The sequence below is a fragment of the Allobosea sp. CCNWLY174 genome, assembly GCF_037120455.1.
GTDB lineage: Bacteria > Pseudomonadota > Alphaproteobacteria > Rhizobiales > Beijerinckiaceae > Allobosea > Allobosea lupini.
On the sequence record NZ_JBBBBQ010000001.1, the window covers coordinates 376,489 to 391,164 of the forward strand.

The window sequence follows — 14,676 nt, forward strand, 5'->3', positions numbered from 1 at the left end:
GCTAGCGCTCCTCCCCTCCCCCTTGTGGGGAGGGGCTGGGGGTGGGGGTGGTATGACCGGGTTCGGGGCTATTCGTCAGGGCGGCAAAGATCGTGTCGACCACCATATCGGCGTCGATCATCACTTGGCGGTTAGTGAAGCGCAGGACGCGGAATCCTTGGGTTTCAAGCCAGGCGGAACGCTTTGCGTCATAGCGAACCGCCGTATCAGATCCGTGCTGGTCGCCGTCCACCTCGATAATGAGACGGGCGCTGAAGCAGACGAAATCGACAACATAATATCCAAGCGCGGCCTGCCGGCGAAAATGCCGGCCTTCTTGCGGCAAGCGCTTGCGAAGAAGCATCCAGAGGCGCTTCTCGGGTTCTGTTTGGCTACGCCGTAGCGTCGCAGCGTTTCGCTTAGCTGCCTCGCCAGCGACGCGATCCTTGGCTTGCACCCACGGCATAATGCACCCCACCACGGACCAGCGCTGCAGGACGACCCCCACCCCTGCCCCTCCCCCCAGGGGGGAGGGGTTAGCGCATGCGCAAACAACCTGTCGCGCCATCATCCCACGCGCCCAGTAATCCGCAGCGCCGGCCCGCGCGCCGGCAATGGCAGGCCGAGCAGGCCGTCGACCACGGGGGCAAGCGCCAGCCCGATCGCGCGGGTGTTCTCGGCGTCGAGATGGATGCCGTCCGCGCCGGTCACCGTCGCGACCGCAGCCGCGTCGAAGAAGCTGACGCCGATCTCGTCGGCGATGCGGCGATAATAGGTCGCCAGCAGCGCCATCTTCTCGGGCGCCCCCTCCATGAAGAAATTGGCCTCATGCTCGGGGTCATCCGGCATGCGCACCACCGGCGGCGCGACGATCAGCACCTCCGGTACCGGCATGCCGGGCTCGACGGGTGGGCGCTGCGCCACCTGCGCCAGCATCCGCATCGAGCGGGCGACGTCGTAGGGCGCCAGCGAATGCTGGCGCTGGCAGTCATTGGTGCCGAGCATCAGGATGACGAGATCGAGCGGCGCATGGCACTCGATGAAGAGTGGCAGGAGCGAGATGCCGGAGCGATAGGGGCGTAAGGGGTCTTCGAGCGCGATCCGCCGGCCGTTGAGCCCCTCCTCGATCACCGTGGCATAGCCGCCGAGCGCCTTCTCGAGCACCCGCGGCCAGCGCACATCGTCGCCATGCCGCTCCGGCCGGTTTGCGATCCGGCCCCAGGTCAGGGAATCGCCGAAAGCGAGGATGCGGGCCTGGCGGGTCATCGCCGCCTCACACCAGCATCGCCATCGGCTTCTCGATATAGCCCTTGAAGGCCTGGAGCAGCTCGGCGCCGAGCGCGCCGTCCACGGCGCGGTGGTCGGTCGAGAGCGTCACCGACATCACCGTCGCGACGGCCGGCTGGCCGCCCTTGACGATGACCCGCTGCTCGCCGGCGCCGACCGCCAGGATCGTCGCATGCGGCGGGTTCACCACCGCGGCGAAGTCCTTGACGCCGAACATGCCGAGGTTCGAGACCGCCGTGGTGCCGCCCTGATACTCCTCGGGCTTCAGCTTGCGCGCTTTCGCCCGTGCCGCCATGTCCTTCATCTCGTTGGAGATCTGGGAGAGCGTCTTGTGGCAGGCGTCGCGGATGATCGGAGTGATCAGCCCGCCCGGGATCGAGACGGCGACGCCGACATCGGCATGCTTGTGCTTGAGCATGGCACCATCGGTCCAGGAGACGTTGGCGTCCGGCACGGCCTTGAGCGCCAGCGCCAGCGCCTTGATCACCATGTCGTTGACCGAGAGCTTGTAGGCCGGCTTGCCGTCCTTCTCCGGCGCGGCGGCATTGAGCTCGGCCCGCAGCTTCAGCAGCGCGTCGAGCTCGCAATCCAGCGTGACGTAGAAGTGCGGGATGGTCTGTTTGGCCTCGGTCAGGCGGCGCGCGATCGTCTTGCGCATGCCGTCATGCGGGATCTCCTCATAGGAGCCCGGCGCGAACAGCTTCTTGGTCTGCTCGTCCGAGGGGCCGGTCGCGAGCGGCGCGGCGGCGGGCTTTGGCGCGGCAGGAGCGCCTGCCGGGGCAGCAGCCGGCGCGGTCTTGGCCGTCCCGCCCTGCTTGGCTGCCTCGATGTCCTTCTCGACGATACGGCCATGCGGGCCCGAGCCCTGGACCTTGCCAAGGTCGATGCCGGCCTCCTTGGCGAGGCGGCGTGCCAGCGGCGAGGCGAAGGGCCGATCACCCGAGACCGATTTGCCACCGGTGTTCAAGCCGGATTCCGCGGTGACCTGCGGTGTCGATTCGTGCTTGGCTTCCGCTTTCGGTGCAGCCGCCTCGGCCTTTGCCGGCTCCAGCTTGGGAGCTTCGGCTTTCGGAGCATCGGCCTTGGCGGGCGCCGAGACGCTCTTGGCATCCTCGCCTTCGCCGGCGATCACGCCGATCACCTCGTTGACGGCGACGTCGGCGGTGCCTTCGGGCACCACGATCTTGGCGAGGACGCCCTCGTCGACCGCCTCGACCTCCATCGTCGCCTTGTCGGTCTCGATCTCGGCGATGATGTCGCCGGACTTGATGGCGTCACCTTCCTTCTTCAGCCACTTGGCGAGATTGCCCTTCTCCATCGTCGGAGAGAGCGCGGGCATCAGGATGTTCACGGGCATGGCTGGAGGCTCGCTTTTTCCAATGCGATGAACAGCATGCGGCGGATGACGCCCATGCCGAAACTGACGGAGACAAGAACGAAGGCGATATAGTCGAGATGCTCCAGCGCCGTGCCGGCCAGCGTCTTGCCGGCCATGAGTTCGGGCGCGAAAGCCTGGACGCTTTCCGGAATCAGCGTCAGCACGCCGGCGGCGGCGAGCACGAAGGCGAATATGTCGACACGGTGCAGATAGAGCCGCGTCGTAGCGAGGTCTCTCGGTGTCAGCGGGCGCGGCGCCAGCCGTTTGCGGGGCTGGACATAGGCATAGCTCGCCAGCCCCCCGATCGCCGCGAGGCCGACCGAAACCAGCATGGCTCCGATCGTCACCTGCATGGTCAGGCCCGATAGCAGACGGCCTTGGCCGCCGCGACGACCTCGCCGATATTCGGCAGCGCAAGCTTCTCGAGATTGGCGGCGTAGGGCATCGGCACGTCCTTGCCGGTGACGCGCGCGACGGGCGCATCGAGATAGTCGAAGGCCGCTTCCATGATCTTCATGCCGATCTCGGCAGTGACGCCCGATTGCGGGAAGCCCTCCTCGACCGCGACGCAGCGATTGGTCTTCTGCACCGAGGCAATGACGGTCTCGATGTCCATCGGGCGGATGGTTCTGAGATCGATCACCTCGGCCTCGATGCCGTCCTTGGCTAGCGCCTCGGCCGCGCCGAGCGCATAGGTCATGCCGATGCCGAAGGAGACGATGGTGACGTCGCTGCCCGGGCGCACGACCTTGGCCTTGCCGATGGGAATCGTGAAATCGTCGCCCTTGGGCACGTCGAAGGAGCGGCCGTAGAGGATTTCGTTCTCGAGGAAGATGATCGGGTTGGGATCGCGGATCGCGCTCTTCAGCAGGCCCTTCGCATCGGAAGCGCTGTAGGGCATCACCACCTTGAGGCCGGGCACGTTCGAGTACCAGGCGGCATAGTCGTGGCTGTGCTGGGCGCCAACGCGGGCGGCGGCGCCGTTGGGGCCGCGGAAGACGATCGGGCAGCCCATCTGGCCGCCGGACATGTAGAGCGTCTTGGCCGCCGAGTTGATGATGTGGTCGATCGCCTGCATGGCGAAGTTGAAGGTCATGAATTCGACGATCGGCTTCAGGCCGGTCAGCGCCGCGCCGACGCCGATGCCGGCAAAGCCGTGCTCGGTGATCGGGGTGTCGATGACGCGGCGGGCGCCGAACTCCTGCAGCAGGCCCTGCGTGACCTTGTAGGCGCCCTGATACTCGGCGACCTCCTCGCCCATGACGAAGACGTCGGCATCACGACGCATCTCCTCGGCCATGGCGTCGCGAAGCGCCTCGCGCACCGTCATCGAGACGATCTCTGCGCCGGCCGGGAACTCGGAGGAGGCGTCATAGGATTTCGCCTGTGCCGGAACGCTCGCCGCTGCGGCAGGAGCCGGGCTGGTGGGCGCCTCGGCGGCCTTTTCGGGCTCCGCCGGCTTCTCCGCGGCCTGCGGCGCGGGAGCCGCCTTGGCGGAGCCGCTGGCCGCGGCGGATACGTCCTCGCCATCGGCGGCGATCAGGCCGATCAGCGAATTGACCGCGACGTTCTCGGTGCCGTCGGCGATTAGGATCTTGGCGAGCACGCCCTCGTCGACCGCCTCGACCTCCATGGTCGCCTTGTCGGTCTCGATCTCGGCGATGATGTCACCGGCCTTGATCTTGTCGCCTTCGGCTTTCAGCCACTTGGCGAGCTTGCCCTGTTCCATGGTCGGCGACAGGGCGGGCATCAGAATGTCGATCGGCATTTACGCACCCGGATTTCTGGGATGGCCGCGAGGGCTGAAAGGGCGGGGAGGATCGAGCGCGGCCTTCAGGCCTGCGCCGGCTCCAGCAGGATATCGGTGTAGAGCTCGGAGACGTCCGGCTCCGGGTCATGCGTCGCGAACTCCGCCGCGTCGTTGACGATCTCGCGGACCTTGGCGTCGATCGCCTTGAGCTCGTCCTCGCCGACCTTATGCTCGCGGGTCAGGCGGGCGCGGACCTGCTCGATCGGGTCGTGCTCCTCGCGCATGCGCTGGACCTCGTCCTTCGAGCGGTACTTCGCCGGATCGGACATCGAATGGCCGCGATAGCGGTAGGTCTGCATTTCCAGGATGTAGGGGCCCTTGCCGGAGCGAGCATGCTCGATGGCGCGGCTCGCCGCCTCGCGCACGGCCCGGACGTCCATGCCGTCGACCTGCTCGCCCGGGATGCCGAAGGAGACGCCACGCTTGGAGAAGTCGGTCTGGGCCGAGGCACGGTTGACCGAGGTGCCCATGGCATAGCGGTTGTTCTCGATCACGAACACGACCGGCAGCTTCCAGAGCTCGGCCATGTTGAAGCTCTCATAGACCTGGCCCTGATTGGCGGCGCCGTCGCCGAAATAGGCCATCGATACGCGCCCGTCCTGGCGGTACCAGTTGGCGAAGCCGAGGCCGGCGCCGAGCGAAACCTGGGCGCCGACGATGCCGTGGCCGCCATAGAAATTCTTCTCGCGGCTGAACATGTGCATCGAGCCGCCCTTGCCGTGCGAATAGCCGCCGCGCCGGCCGGTGAGCTCGGCCATCACGCCACGCGATTCCATGCCGCAAGCCAGCATGTGGCCGTGGTCGCGATAGCCGGTGATGACCTGGTCGCCCTCCTTCGACGCCATCTGCATGCCGATGACCACGGCTTCCTGGCCGATATAGAGATGGCAGAAGCCGCCGATCAGGCCCATGCCGTACATCTGGCCCGCCTTCTCTTCGAAGCGGCGGATCAGCAGCATCTCGCGATAGGCGTGGAGGTCTTCGTCCTTGTTGAAGGTCGGGACGTTCGAAAGCGTCTTGGCCGCACCTTTCGAAGCGCTCTTCGCTGGCGCCTTTGCGGCTGCCTTCGCAGGCGCCCCTGCTTTCGTCTTCCGTGCGGCAATGGCCATGAACGGTCCTCCCGAGCTCTACTGCTTTGGTTGTAGAGTAAGCCCCACACCTTGGCGAGACGGGCATCTCGCACTGCAACATAACCTAAGTATCTGACATTTATACGATAATGCCATTTAACCGATTATCGGTTAATCGATCTTTTTGCGACCAATGACGCTGGGAAAGCTGGCTCGGCGCCGCTTTCGGCGTGTGCCTCGCAACCGATCGGTAGAGCTGTTTTCCCGGCTGGAACGTCGGCTCGCTGGCCTCGCCTCAAGGACGCTGCGGGGGCGTCAACGCCCCATGACGACGACGTCGTTGCGGTGGATGCGCCCGAGCACGGCACGCGCCCTCTCCTCGAGCAGGTCGCGATCGATGGCCTCGTCGCGCATCAGTCCCAGGCGCTTCTCCCAGTCCTGCCGTTCGCCGTTCAGGCTAGCGAGTTCCGCTTCCATCTCGCCGAGATTCTCGCGCAGGCCGGCCGACGTCTCGAGCCCGCGCGCTCCGTGCTGCGCGTGGAACAGGAAATAGCCGACCACAGCGCTCGACACGAGATAGAGCGCGAGCGTGACCAGGACAGAGCGGAGACCGCGGCGGATGACCATGCCGCCACGGTAGAGTCGCTTGGTTGATGCGCAGTTAACGAGGAGCGCCAATCACGATCAAGGCCGGGTCGTCCGGAGCTCGCTGCCCCTGTCCCAGCGTGATCAGATCGGCTTCGAGCCGGCGCGCGATCGGCAACCGATAGTGCAGAGGGTCCCAGTAATTGGCATCCTCGCGGGTCAATGCCGACGGATGGGTGTAGTCGGCGACCACGGCCTTTTGACGTGACGCGATCGCCGCGATCTGCGCCTTGCAGGCAGCAAAGCGTTGCCAGGCCGGGCTGCCTTCGCGCGGCATCGCGCCGGCATGGACCGGGGGCAGCACGATCAGACGCCGCGTCGCCGCCGGAAACGCGGCGAGGCCCTGCTCCAGCCAGGCAAGCGCCGGGAAGCGCCAGCTCGCGCGTTCGGCGGCCGACACCGCGGCGCCAGGCGCCTGGGGCGCCAGATCAGGCGCTCTGCCGCCGTGGCTGCGATAGAGATGGGAGCGCGCGCGAGCGAGATCATACGTCTCTTCGGGCGGCGTGAAGACCTCGTAGCCGTCGCCGCGCAGGCGCTCCGGCTGCAGGCCGAGCCGATAGGCAGCCAGGCGCAGCGCGATCTCGAGCGTGGTGACATTGAGCTGCTTTGGCCAGTTGTACCAAGCGCTGTCGTCATAGAGCCAGGGCGGGAACGGCCGCGGCGTCAACCGGCGAGCCTCGTCGGTCGCATCGGCGTCGCACCAAGTCTGGTCGATACCCCAGATCACGACCTTCGGGGCCGTAACCTTGCGCGCGAACAGGCCGGCGATCTGGCTCTGCTCCCAGGGTGTGGCGGCATTCATGCCGAGATTGGCGAAGCGGGCGGACAATCCCTTCGACAGAATCTGCGGATCGAGCAGGCGCATCGTCGAGGTGCCGAGGACGGCCGAATCGAACGCTCCCGACTTGACGATCTGCGGATACATGAAGCGCTGGTTGAGATCCATCAGCGGCCGCGCGGGCTGGCCGGCCCGCAAGCGCGCACCGTAGGGATCGAGCACGATGATGAAGCCGAGCAGGAAGGCCGTCAGCGTCGCGGCGGCAAGCGCGAACGCCGTGGTCCAGCCGCGCCAGTCTTGCGGTGCGCCGCTCGGCACTGCTCCGGTTGCACGCTCGTTCGCCATCGGCAGTGCTTCTGCCACGATGCGTCGGCCGGAACAATGTTGACCGGCGCGCGCCACCTGCCTATGTCAGCGCACCGGAGCAGACTGAATTGGTGCGCTGCATGATCGTTTCGCTGATCGAGCGAACGGGAAGCGCGCCGGTGAGGGCGGGTAGCTCAGTGGTAGAGCACGTGACTTTTAATCATGTGGTCGAGGGTTCGATCCCCTCCCCGCTCACCAACAAAATCAATAGTTTGGCTTGATTTTTTATAAGTAGCGTTTTCCAGATTGCTTCCCAATCTGTGTTTTGGGAAGCATTTTGCTGGTCGGTAAGCGCGATTCCGCGGCATCGGTCGCGACTCAACCGCTACTTCACGCGGCCTACTCCAGCATTTCAGAAAGCCAGTCCAGGTGATGCTTGATGTGGAGTCCCCAGTGGAATCCTCCGGAGCATGCCGCCAGCATGAGGCCAGGTTAAGCGCCCGACGTCGTTATTTGGATCGGCAAAGCCGCCGGCCCTGCCGTCTTTAGCCCAGACGTTCGACGATGCCGCCCGGCGGCTTCCCCCGCGGTTGCCGCAGCGCCCTTCCACCGAAGGACTGGCCTCCCGACGGCGCGATCGCTCCGCCATAGGCGTCGAGCTCCCAACAGCGCCAGCGCTGGTAGTCGGCTGCCGTCGTCCCCTCGGAGCAGACGCGCCATTGCGAGCGCTCCCAGAAGGCCGCGGCGGGTCGTGTCGTCGCGATCATACCGAGGGCAGCGAGGCTCAGAAGCGTAAGATTCCTGCGCATTCTGTCAGGCTCCGAGCCACGTGGCGGGCCGTCAGCAAAGCGCACAGGCCTTACCGAAGCGCTAAGCCGACAGGCGTCGCGGAGTTCCGCCTCCGTAAAACGACAGGCGCATGCTCCCCATACGCGAACCAAAACGCCTTTTCCGCGTTGTTCGATCATTCCGCACATGCGGACATGATAGGAGGAAATACGATGTACAAGCGTCACGTTGCATTGACGGCTATCGGCGGCGTCATGCTTGCCACCGCTGCAGTCGCGCAGACCAGCGCGCCCTCGAACCAGCCGCCGAGCCCGCAGCCGACCGCGCCCGCGACGAGCGCGCCGGCCACCCCGGCGCCGGCGGCCGAAACCGCCAAGGCTCCCGAGAACAACCTCGCCGGCCAGGGCAAATGGCGGGCATCGAAGCTGATGGGCGTCGACATCTACGGTCCGGACAACAAGAAGGTCGGCGACGTCACCGAGGTCGTGTTCGACAAGGCCGGCAAGATCGAGCTTGTCACGGTCGGCGTCGGCGGCTTCCTCGGCATCGGCACCAAGGATGTCGCCATCCCGTTCGAGCAGGTGCAGTGGAGCGAGGAGCCGATGGTTACGCCGGCTCCTTCCCCGGCCGGCGGAACCGGAACTGGCGGCAGCACGGCGATGAACGCGCCGCCGGCAGCCAAGAAGGGTCCGGAGATGTATCCCGACCACGGCAAGATCACGATGACCAAGGAGCAACTGACGTCCGCTCCGGCCGTGACCTACGCCGCTCGCTAAGCACGCGCTGGCAACGCTCACTCGAGGCCCGCCCTGAAAGGGGCGGGCCTTTTGTTTGCCGAGCACTTCAGTCCTCGACCTCTGCCAGCACGCCAGGGAGCGCCTCAGGCAGGTCGTCGGCGATCAAGCCCAGGCCGCTCGTCTCGCCAGCCCGCCCATGCAGCCATACGGCGGCGCAGGCCGCCTCGAACGCCGGCATCTTTTGCGCCAGCAGGCCGGCGACGATTCCGCCGAGGACATCGCCTGAGCCGGCGGTCGCCAGGGCGGAAGAACCAGTGTTGTTGATCGCGGCGCGCCCATCGGGCGCGGCGATGACCGTATCCGGCCCCTTGAGGACAACGACTGCTCCCATCAGCCCGGCAGCGCGACGCGCCCGCTCGAGCTTGCCGCGTTCGGGGTCGAAGCCCGCGGCATCGGCGACGAGGCGCTTGAATTCGCCCTCATGCGGCGTCAGCACTGCCAATCCGGCACGCTGCTGCAGCAGATCAGTGAAGGCCGGCCGCTGCGCGCCGATATGAGTCAGCGCGTCGGCATCGAAGACGCAAGCACGGTCGCTGCGTAGAGCGGCCGCCACCCAGGATCGCGCTTCATCGTCGAGGCCGAGAGCCGGCCCGATCAGCAGGGCGTCGACCTTGCCTCCTGATAGCATCGCCTCGAAGGCTGCGGCGTCGGCCGCCGCACGTTGCATCAAGGCATCGGGGCCGCGCGCGGCATGCGCCGCCAGCGCCTCCGGCTGGCAGATGATCGTCGCGAGCCCTGCGCCGATGCGCAGCGCCGCACGAGCGCCAAGCCGCGGCGCCCCGACACCGGACAATCCGCCCGCAGCGACTGCAACAGCACCGCGGGCATATTTGTGGACGCCGGGGTCATGGTCCGGCCATCGTGTGCGCCAGAGGCCTGGCGCATTGCGGAAGGTCGATGGCGTGATCCTGCCCGGCGCGAAGATGGTCTCGGCCCGGATGCCGATATCGGCCAGGGTGACGACACCGCAGAGCGATCGACCCGGTTGGAGCAGATGGCCGGGTTTCAGCCGGAAAAAGGTCACGGTCTCGGCAGCGCGGATGACGGGGCCGTCCGCGAGCCCGGTATCGCCGTGGACACCGCTCGGCACGTCGACGCAAACGACGGGTTTGCCTGCGGCGTTGACCTGCTCGACAAGCGCCGCGAGCTCGCCGGAGATCGCACGGCTGAGCCCGGCGCCGAACAGGGCGTCGACCACGAGGTCATGCCTGGCCGGGTCGATTTCACCGACTGCCGCGACGGGGCCCGTCCAGCCCTGCGCCGCCAGCTCCGCATCGCCCGTCAAGGCGGTGGGGTCAGCGGCGAGCGCTAGCGTGACCCGGCAGCCGCGCTCGGCCAGCAGCCGGCCCGCGACGAAACCATCGCCGCCATTGTTGCCGGGGCCACTCAGCACGAGGACGCTCTGACCGGGGCGGATGCGCCGCGTCACCGCATCGGCGACCGCCTTGCCCGCCCTTTCCATCAGGACGATGCCCGGCGTACCGGTCGCGATCGTCGCCGCGTCCGCCGCCGCCATCTCGGCGACGCTGAGCAAAGCGAGGGGCGAGAGATCGGCAGCCATCGTCATCAAAGGATTGTCTGCCGGCACAGGCGCCGAGGCAAGGATGCAGGCAATTTACTTATTTGCACCCAAGATAAGCATCTGCATATTTTTTGGACGGTTTTTCGCCTCTTCAAGAGGCGGTTTGCCCTGGGGGGCGTCATGGCGGCCGGACGGCGCCGATGCTATGAGCAGCACAGGCGGGGTTTTGCTGGACGCGCCGAGGTTGATCCGGACCGGCCGCCATGGTCAGAACGGAAAAAGGCTGCGTACAGTGGTCGAAGGTCACGCCAAGGAGGTCGGTCGGCGCATGAAGAAGATCGAAGCGATCATCAAGCCCTTCAAGCTCGACGAGGTGAAGGAGGCGCTGCAGGAGGTCGGCCTCCAGGGCATCACGGTGCTCGAGGCGAAGGGTTTCGGCCGCCAGAAGGGTCATACTGAGCTCTATCGCGGCGCCGAATATGTGGTCGACTTCCTGCCGAAGGTGAAGATCGAGATCGTGCTGGCCGACGACATGGTCGAGCGCGCGATCGAGGCGATCAAGAAGGCGGCCCAGACCGGCCGCATCGGCGATGGCAAGATTTTTGTATCGAGCGTGGAGGGGGCGATCCGTATCCGCACCGGCGAGTCCGGCGCGGACGCGATCTGAGGATTGGTCCCATCCCCGAAGGAATGCGTGCGCCGGCGGAGTCCCGCGGGCAGCGTCTGTCGTGAGACCCTAGCAGTCGACAAAGGAAGTCGTGAGATGAAGAACGCCAAAGAGGTCCTGAAGGCGATCAAGGACAATGACGTCAAATACGTCGACTTCCGCTTCACCGATCCGCGCGGCAAGTGGCAGCACGTCACCTTCGACGTCTCGATGATCGACGAAGAGATTTTCGCCGAGGGCACGATGTTCGACGGCTCCTCGATCGCCGGCTGGAAGGCGATCAACGAGTCCGACATGCTGCTGATGCCCGACCCGACGACGGCCTGCATCGACCCGTTCTTCTCGGCCTCGACCATGGTCATCAACTGCGACGTGCTCGAGCCGGCGACCGGCGAACCCTACAGCCGCGACCCGCGCGGCATGGCCAAGAAGGCCGAGGCGTACCTCAAGTCGACCGGCATCGGCGACACCGTCTATGTCGGCCCCGAAGCCGAATTCTTCGTTTTCGACGACGTCAAGTTCTCGGCTGACCCGTACAACACCGGCTTCAAGCTCGACAGCGTCGAGCTGCCGATCAACGGCCAGACCGAGTACGAAGGCGGCAATCTCGGCCACCGCATCGCGATCAAGGGCGGCTACTTCCCGGTTCCGCCGCAGGATTCGGCGCAGGACATGCGCGGCGAGATGCTCGCTGCCATGGCGGCGATGGGCGTCAAGGTCGAGAAGCACCACCACGAGGTCGCCTCGGCCCAGCACGAACTCGGCATGAAGTTCGACACGCTGACGCATATGGCGGACCAGATGCAGGTCTATAAGTACGCCATCCACAATGTCGCCCAGAGCTACGGCAAGACCGCGACCTTCATGCCTAAGCCGGTCTATGGCGACAACGGCTCGGGCATGCACGTCCACCTGTCGATCTGGAAGGGTGGCAAGCCCCTCTTCGCCGGCAACAAGTACGCCGACCTGTCGCAGGAGTGCCTGTGGTTCATCGGGGGCGTCATCAAGCACGCCAAGGCGCTGAACGCCTTCACCAACCCGTCGACCAACTCCTACAAGCGCCTGGTCCCGGGCTATGAGGCGCCGGTGCTGCTCGCCTATTCGGCGCGCAACCGCTCGGCCTCCTGCCGTATTCCGTGGACGACTTCGCCGAAGGCCAAGCGCGTCGAGGTTCGCTTCCCCGATCCGATGGCGAACCCCTATCTCGCCTTCGCCGCGCTGACGATGGCCGGCCTCGACGGCATCCTCAACAAGATCGATCCGGGCCCGGCGATGGACAAGGATCTCTACGACCTGCCGCCGCGCGAGCTGAAGAAGATCCCGACCGTCTGCGGCTCGCTGCGCGAGGCGCTGGATTCACTCAAGAAGGACAACGCCTTCCTCAAGGCCGGCGGCGTCTTCACCGACGACTTCATCGAGAGCTATATCGAGCTCAAGATGCAGGACGTGGCGCGCTTCGAGATGACGCCGCACCCGGTCGAGTTCACGATGTACTATTCCTACTGAGCAGGTTTCCGGCCGGGCTTCGGGTCCGGACAGGATTTCCTCCTGGCTGCGGCGATCCGCAGTCCACCTTCAAACCGGGGCGGAAACGCCCCGGTTTTTTCATGTCCAGCGTCCGGCCTCCCAATAGGGCGTTCGGCGCTCTTCGCATGGCGCCGCTCAAGGTAGCTTGCATCATGCAAGTCGCATCTGTAACTTGCATAATGCAAGTCAATCGAGGCGACCCATGAAACGGACCCCCTTCGCCGCAATGTCCTGCCCGATCGCCCGCGGCCTCGACCGCGTCGGCGAGTGGTGGAGCATCCTGATCCTGCGCGATGCCCTGCAAGGGTTGACCCGCTTCGACGAGTTCGAGCGCAGCTTGGGGATCGCGCCCAACATGCTGGCGCGACGTCTGGCAGGACTGGTCGACGGCGGCTTGATGGAAAAGCGCGCCTATAGCGAGCGTCCGCGGCGGTACGATTACGTCCTGACCGAACGCGGCCGCGACTTCCGCGAGGTGGTGCAGGCGCTGCTCGCCTGGGGGAACCGGCATTTCGCGCCGGAGGGGCCAAGCATGCTCATCGTCGATCGGACGACGGGCCTGGCCGCCGAGCCGATCCTCGTCGACAGCGTCAGCGGCAAGTCGCTCGCCGACCCCATCTTCGAGACCAGGCCCGGTCCGGCGCTGGGCAATCGCGGTCTTGCGCGCCAGGCGTTGATCGCAGCGGCGCGCGTCCGGCACGAGGCGGAGAGCCGTTCGTGACCACGACCGAGGCGGCGCCCGGAAACGCCATCCACAGCGCGCGCACGCTGCGTTTGCTCAACGACCCGATCGTCCCGACACTGCTGCGTCTCGCTTGGCCCAACATGCTGATCATGCTCGCCCAGGCCTCGACGGGCCTGATCGAGACATGGTGGGTCTCGCATCTCGGCACCGAGGCGCTTGCGGGAATGGCTTTGGTCTTCCCGGCGGCAATGCTGATGCAGATGATCTCCGCCGGCGCGATGGGAGGCGGCATCTCCTCGGCCGTGGCCCGGGCCCTCGGCGCCGGCCAGCGCGAGGAAGCCGACGCGCTCGTGCTCCATGCCGTCGTGATCAACCTGCTGCTCGGACTGGTCTTCTCGGCTGTCATGCTGGTCTGGGGGCGGCCGATCTATCGGGCACTCGGCGCGACCTCCGGCGAGCTTGATGCCGCCCTCGCCTATTCTGATGTCGTCTTCGCGGGAAACCTGCTGCTCTGGCTGATGAACGGCCTGGCGAGCGTCATCCGCGGTACCGGGAACATGCTTGTCCCGGCGCTGGTCACCATCGTCGGCGTCGCCCTGCTGATCCCGCTTTCACCACTGCTGATCTTCGGCTGGGGGCCGGTGCCTGCATTGGGCATCGCGGGAGCGGGCACCGCGCTCGTTCTGTTCTATGCGGGCGGAGCGGCCGCACTGGCCTGGTACGTGCTCTCTGGCAGGAACCTCGCGCATTTCCGCTGGGTGCCGCTGCGCTGGCCGCTGTTCTGGTCGATCCTGCGCGTCGGCGCCGTAGGCTCGGTGACGTCGCTGATGACCAATCTGACGATCGCGACCGCCACAGCTCTGGTCGCGGGTGCGGCCGGTGTCGGCGCCGTCGCCGGTTTCGGGACAGGCGCACGGCTCGAATACCTGCTGATCCCGCTCGTCTTCGGGCTCGGCGCCCCGCTCGTCGCGCTGGTCGGCACCAATATCGGCGCGGGCCGCCAGGACCGCGCGCTGCGGATCGCACTGACGGGCGGAGCCATCGCCTTTGCGCTGACGGAAGCGATCGGGCTGGCCGCCGCGGCATGGCCGGCGGCCTGGATCGGGCTTTTCACGACCGATCCTGCCGCGATCGCGACCGGAAGCCTCTATCTGCGGATCGTCGGGCCCGCCTATGGTTTCTTCGGCCTCGGCCTGTCGCTCTATTTCGCCTCGCAGGGTGCCGGCCAGTTGCGTTGGCCGTTGATCGCGGGCGGTGTCCGCATGACCATCGCATTGGGGATCGGCTCGCTGGCACTCGCGTCCGGCGGAGGGCTCACCGGGCTCTTTGCGGCGCTGGCGGCGGCTCTTCTCTGCTTCGGGTGCATCATGCTCGCCGCGGTCGCGAACGGGACCTGGTTCAGGCCGGTGTCCTGATCCAGGCGGCGCCGCGCAATC

At 66.3% G+C, this 14,676-nt stretch carries 15 protein-coding genes and 1 tRNA gene; 6 read left to right on the forward strand and 10 right to left on the reverse strand.

Features of this window, described 5'->3' with window-relative positions:
* Position 1: 1 nt before the first annotated feature.
* From V7S63_RS01795 to V7S63_RS01830, 8 genes are all read right to left on the reverse strand, one after another.
* Positions 2–550, reverse strand: a complete 549-nt coding sequence (locus tag V7S63_RS01795; protein ID WP_336529011.1) for an endonuclease domain-containing protein — start codon at positions 548–550, stop codon at positions 2–4.
* The gene (locus V7S63_RS01800; RefSeq protein ID WP_336529012.1) at positions 547–1,245 is read right to left on the reverse strand and encodes an SGNH/GDSL hydrolase family protein; all 699 of its coding nucleotides are present in this window, start codon (positions 1,243–1,245) and stop codon (positions 547–549) included. The genes V7S63_RS01795 and V7S63_RS01800 overlap by 4 nt, the downstream gene beginning before the upstream one ends.
* Before the next feature lie 7 nt (positions 1,246–1,252).
* Positions 1,253–2,623, reverse strand: coding sequence for a pyruvate dehydrogenase complex dihydrolipoamide acetyltransferase (locus V7S63_RS01805; RefSeq protein WP_336529013.1), 1,371 nt, complete (start codon positions 2,621–2,623; stop codon positions 1,253–1,255).
* The gene (locus V7S63_RS01810; protein WP_091829071.1) at positions 2,614–2,997 is read right to left on the reverse strand and encodes a hypothetical protein; all 384 of its coding nucleotides are present in this window, start codon (positions 2,995–2,997) and stop codon (positions 2,614–2,616) included. Before V7S63_RS01810 ends, V7S63_RS01805 begins: the two co-directional genes overlap by 10 nt.
* Positions 2,998–2,999: 2 nt before the next feature.
* Positions 3,000–4,412 carry a pyruvate dehydrogenase complex E1 component subunit beta gene (locus V7S63_RS01815; protein ID WP_336529014.1) on the reverse strand — a complete coding sequence of 471 codons (1,413 nt, stop codon included), beginning with the start codon at positions 4,410–4,412 and terminating at the stop codon, positions 3,000–3,002.
* A gap of 65 nt (positions 4,413–4,477) precedes the next feature.
* A complete protein-coding gene (pdhA, locus tag V7S63_RS01820; RefSeq protein WP_100960281.1) occupies positions 4,478–5,563 on the reverse strand; it encodes a pyruvate dehydrogenase (acetyl-transferring) E1 component subunit alpha in 1,086 nt (361 codons plus the stop codon).
* A 276-nt stretch (positions 5,564–5,839) separates the two neighbouring features.
* Positions 5,840–6,151, reverse strand: a complete 312-nt coding sequence (locus V7S63_RS01825) for an FtsB family cell division protein (protein ID WP_336529015.1) — start codon at positions 6,149–6,151, stop codon at positions 5,840–5,842.
* A gap of 34 nt (positions 6,152–6,185) precedes the next feature.
* Positions 6,186–7,292, reverse strand: a complete 1,107-nt coding sequence (locus V7S63_RS01830; RefSeq protein WP_336529016.1) for a hypothetical protein — start codon at positions 7,290–7,292, stop codon at positions 6,186–6,188.
* 144 nt (positions 7,293–7,436) lie between these two features.
* Here V7S63_RS01830 and V7S63_RS01835 point away from each other — a divergent pair.
* Positions 7,437–7,511: transfer RNA gene (locus V7S63_RS01835), tRNA-Lys, on the forward strand.
* 287 nt (positions 7,512–7,798) lie between these two features.
* Here the strand turns inward: V7S63_RS01835 and V7S63_RS01840 are convergent.
* Complete coding sequence (locus V7S63_RS01840) at positions 7,799–8,062, reverse strand: hypothetical protein (RefSeq protein WP_336529017.1); 264 nt, start codon at positions 8,060–8,062, stop codon at positions 7,799–7,801.
* A gap of 192 nt (positions 8,063–8,254) precedes the next feature.
* Between V7S63_RS01840 and V7S63_RS01845 the strand changes: the two genes are divergently transcribed.
* Positions 8,255–8,818 (forward strand): PRC-barrel domain-containing protein, encoded by a 564-nt coding sequence (locus V7S63_RS01845; protein WP_336529018.1) that lies wholly within the window; start codon positions 8,255–8,257, stop codon positions 8,816–8,818.
* A 67-nt stretch (positions 8,819–8,885) separates the two neighbouring features.
* Here V7S63_RS01845 and V7S63_RS01850 read toward each other — a convergent pair whose 3' ends face one another.
* Entirely contained in the window at positions 8,886–10,406 is a 1,521-nt protein-coding gene (locus V7S63_RS01850; RefSeq protein WP_336529019.1) for an NAD(P)H-hydrate dehydratase, read from the reverse strand.
* A 283-nt stretch (positions 10,407–10,689) separates the two neighbouring features.
* Here V7S63_RS01850 and V7S63_RS01855 point away from each other — a divergent pair, with 283 nt between their 5' ends.
* From V7S63_RS01855 to V7S63_RS01870, 4 genes are all read left to right on the forward strand, one after another.
* Entirely contained in the window at positions 10,690–11,028 is a 339-nt protein-coding gene (locus V7S63_RS01855) for a P-II family nitrogen regulator (RefSeq protein ID WP_057192756.1), read from the forward strand.
* Between the two features lie 96 nt (positions 11,029–11,124).
* Positions 11,125–12,534 carry a type I glutamate--ammonia ligase gene (gene glnA, locus V7S63_RS01860; protein ID WP_091829205.1) on the forward strand — a complete coding sequence of 470 codons (1,410 nt, stop codon included), beginning with the start codon at positions 11,125–11,127 and terminating at the stop codon, positions 12,532–12,534.
* A 223-nt stretch (positions 12,535–12,757) separates the two neighbouring features.
* The gene (locus V7S63_RS01865; protein WP_336529020.1) at positions 12,758–13,276 is read left to right on the forward strand and encodes a winged helix-turn-helix transcriptional regulator; all 519 of its coding nucleotides are present in this window, start codon (positions 12,758–12,760) and stop codon (positions 13,274–13,276) included.
* The gene (locus V7S63_RS01870; RefSeq protein WP_336529021.1) at positions 13,273–14,655 is read left to right on the forward strand and encodes an MATE family efflux transporter; all 1,383 of its coding nucleotides are present in this window, start codon (positions 13,273–13,275) and stop codon (positions 14,653–14,655) included. Before V7S63_RS01865 ends, V7S63_RS01870 begins: the two co-directional genes overlap by 4 nt.
* Positions 14,656–14,676 lie beyond the last annotated feature (21 nt).

Bases quoted from the DNA above. Each gene is read 5' to 3' on its own strand.
- V7S63_RS01805 (WP_336529013.1), bottom strand. From the start codon at position 2,623: ATGCCCGTGAACATCCTGATGCCCGCGCTCTCTCCGACGATGGAGAAG.
- glnA (WP_091829205.1), top strand. From the start codon at position 11,125: ATGAAGAACGCCAAAGAGGTCCTGAAGGCGATCAAGGACAATGACGTC.
- V7S63_RS01850 (WP_336529019.1), bottom strand. From the start codon at position 10,406: ATGACGATGGCTGCCGATCTCTCGCCCCTCGCTTTGCTCAGCGTCGCC.
- V7S63_RS01815 (WP_336529014.1), bottom strand. From the start codon at position 4,412: ATGCCGATCGACATTCTGATGCCCGCCCTGTCGCCGACCATGGAACAG.
- V7S63_RS01830 (WP_336529016.1), bottom strand. From the start codon at position 7,292: ATGGCGAACGAGCGTGCAACCGGAGCAGTGCCGAGCGGCGCACCGCAA.
- V7S63_RS01845 (WP_336529018.1), top strand. From the start codon at position 8,255: ATGTACAAGCGTCACGTTGCATTGACGGCTATCGGCGGCGTCATGCTT.
- V7S63_RS01840 (WP_336529017.1), bottom strand. From the start codon at position 8,062: ATGCGCAGGAATCTTACGCTTCTGAGCCTCGCTGCCCTCGGTATGATC.
- V7S63_RS01795 (WP_336529011.1), bottom strand. From the start codon at position 550: ATGATGGCGCGACAGGTTGTTTGCGCATGCGCTAACCCCTCCCCCCTG.
- V7S63_RS01800 (WP_336529012.1), bottom strand. From the start codon at position 1,245: ATGACCCGCCAGGCCCGCATCCTCGCTTTCGGCGATTCCCTGACCTGG.
- V7S63_RS01865 (WP_336529020.1), top strand. From the start codon at position 12,758: ATGAAACGGACCCCCTTCGCCGCAATGTCCTGCCCGATCGCCCGCGGC.
- V7S63_RS01825 (WP_336529015.1), bottom strand. From the start codon at position 6,151: ATGGTCATCCGCCGCGGTCTCCGCTCTGTCCTGGTCACGCTCGCGCTC.
- V7S63_RS01855 (WP_057192756.1), top strand. From the start codon at position 10,690: ATGAAGAAGATCGAAGCGATCATCAAGCCCTTCAAGCTCGACGAGGTG.
- V7S63_RS01810 (WP_091829071.1), bottom strand. From the start codon at position 2,997: ATGCAGGTGACGATCGGAGCCATGCTGGTTTCGGTCGGCCTCGCGGCG.
- pdhA (WP_100960281.1), bottom strand. From the start codon at position 5,563: ATGGCCATTGCCGCACGGAAGACGAAAGCAGGGGCGCCTGCGAAGGCA.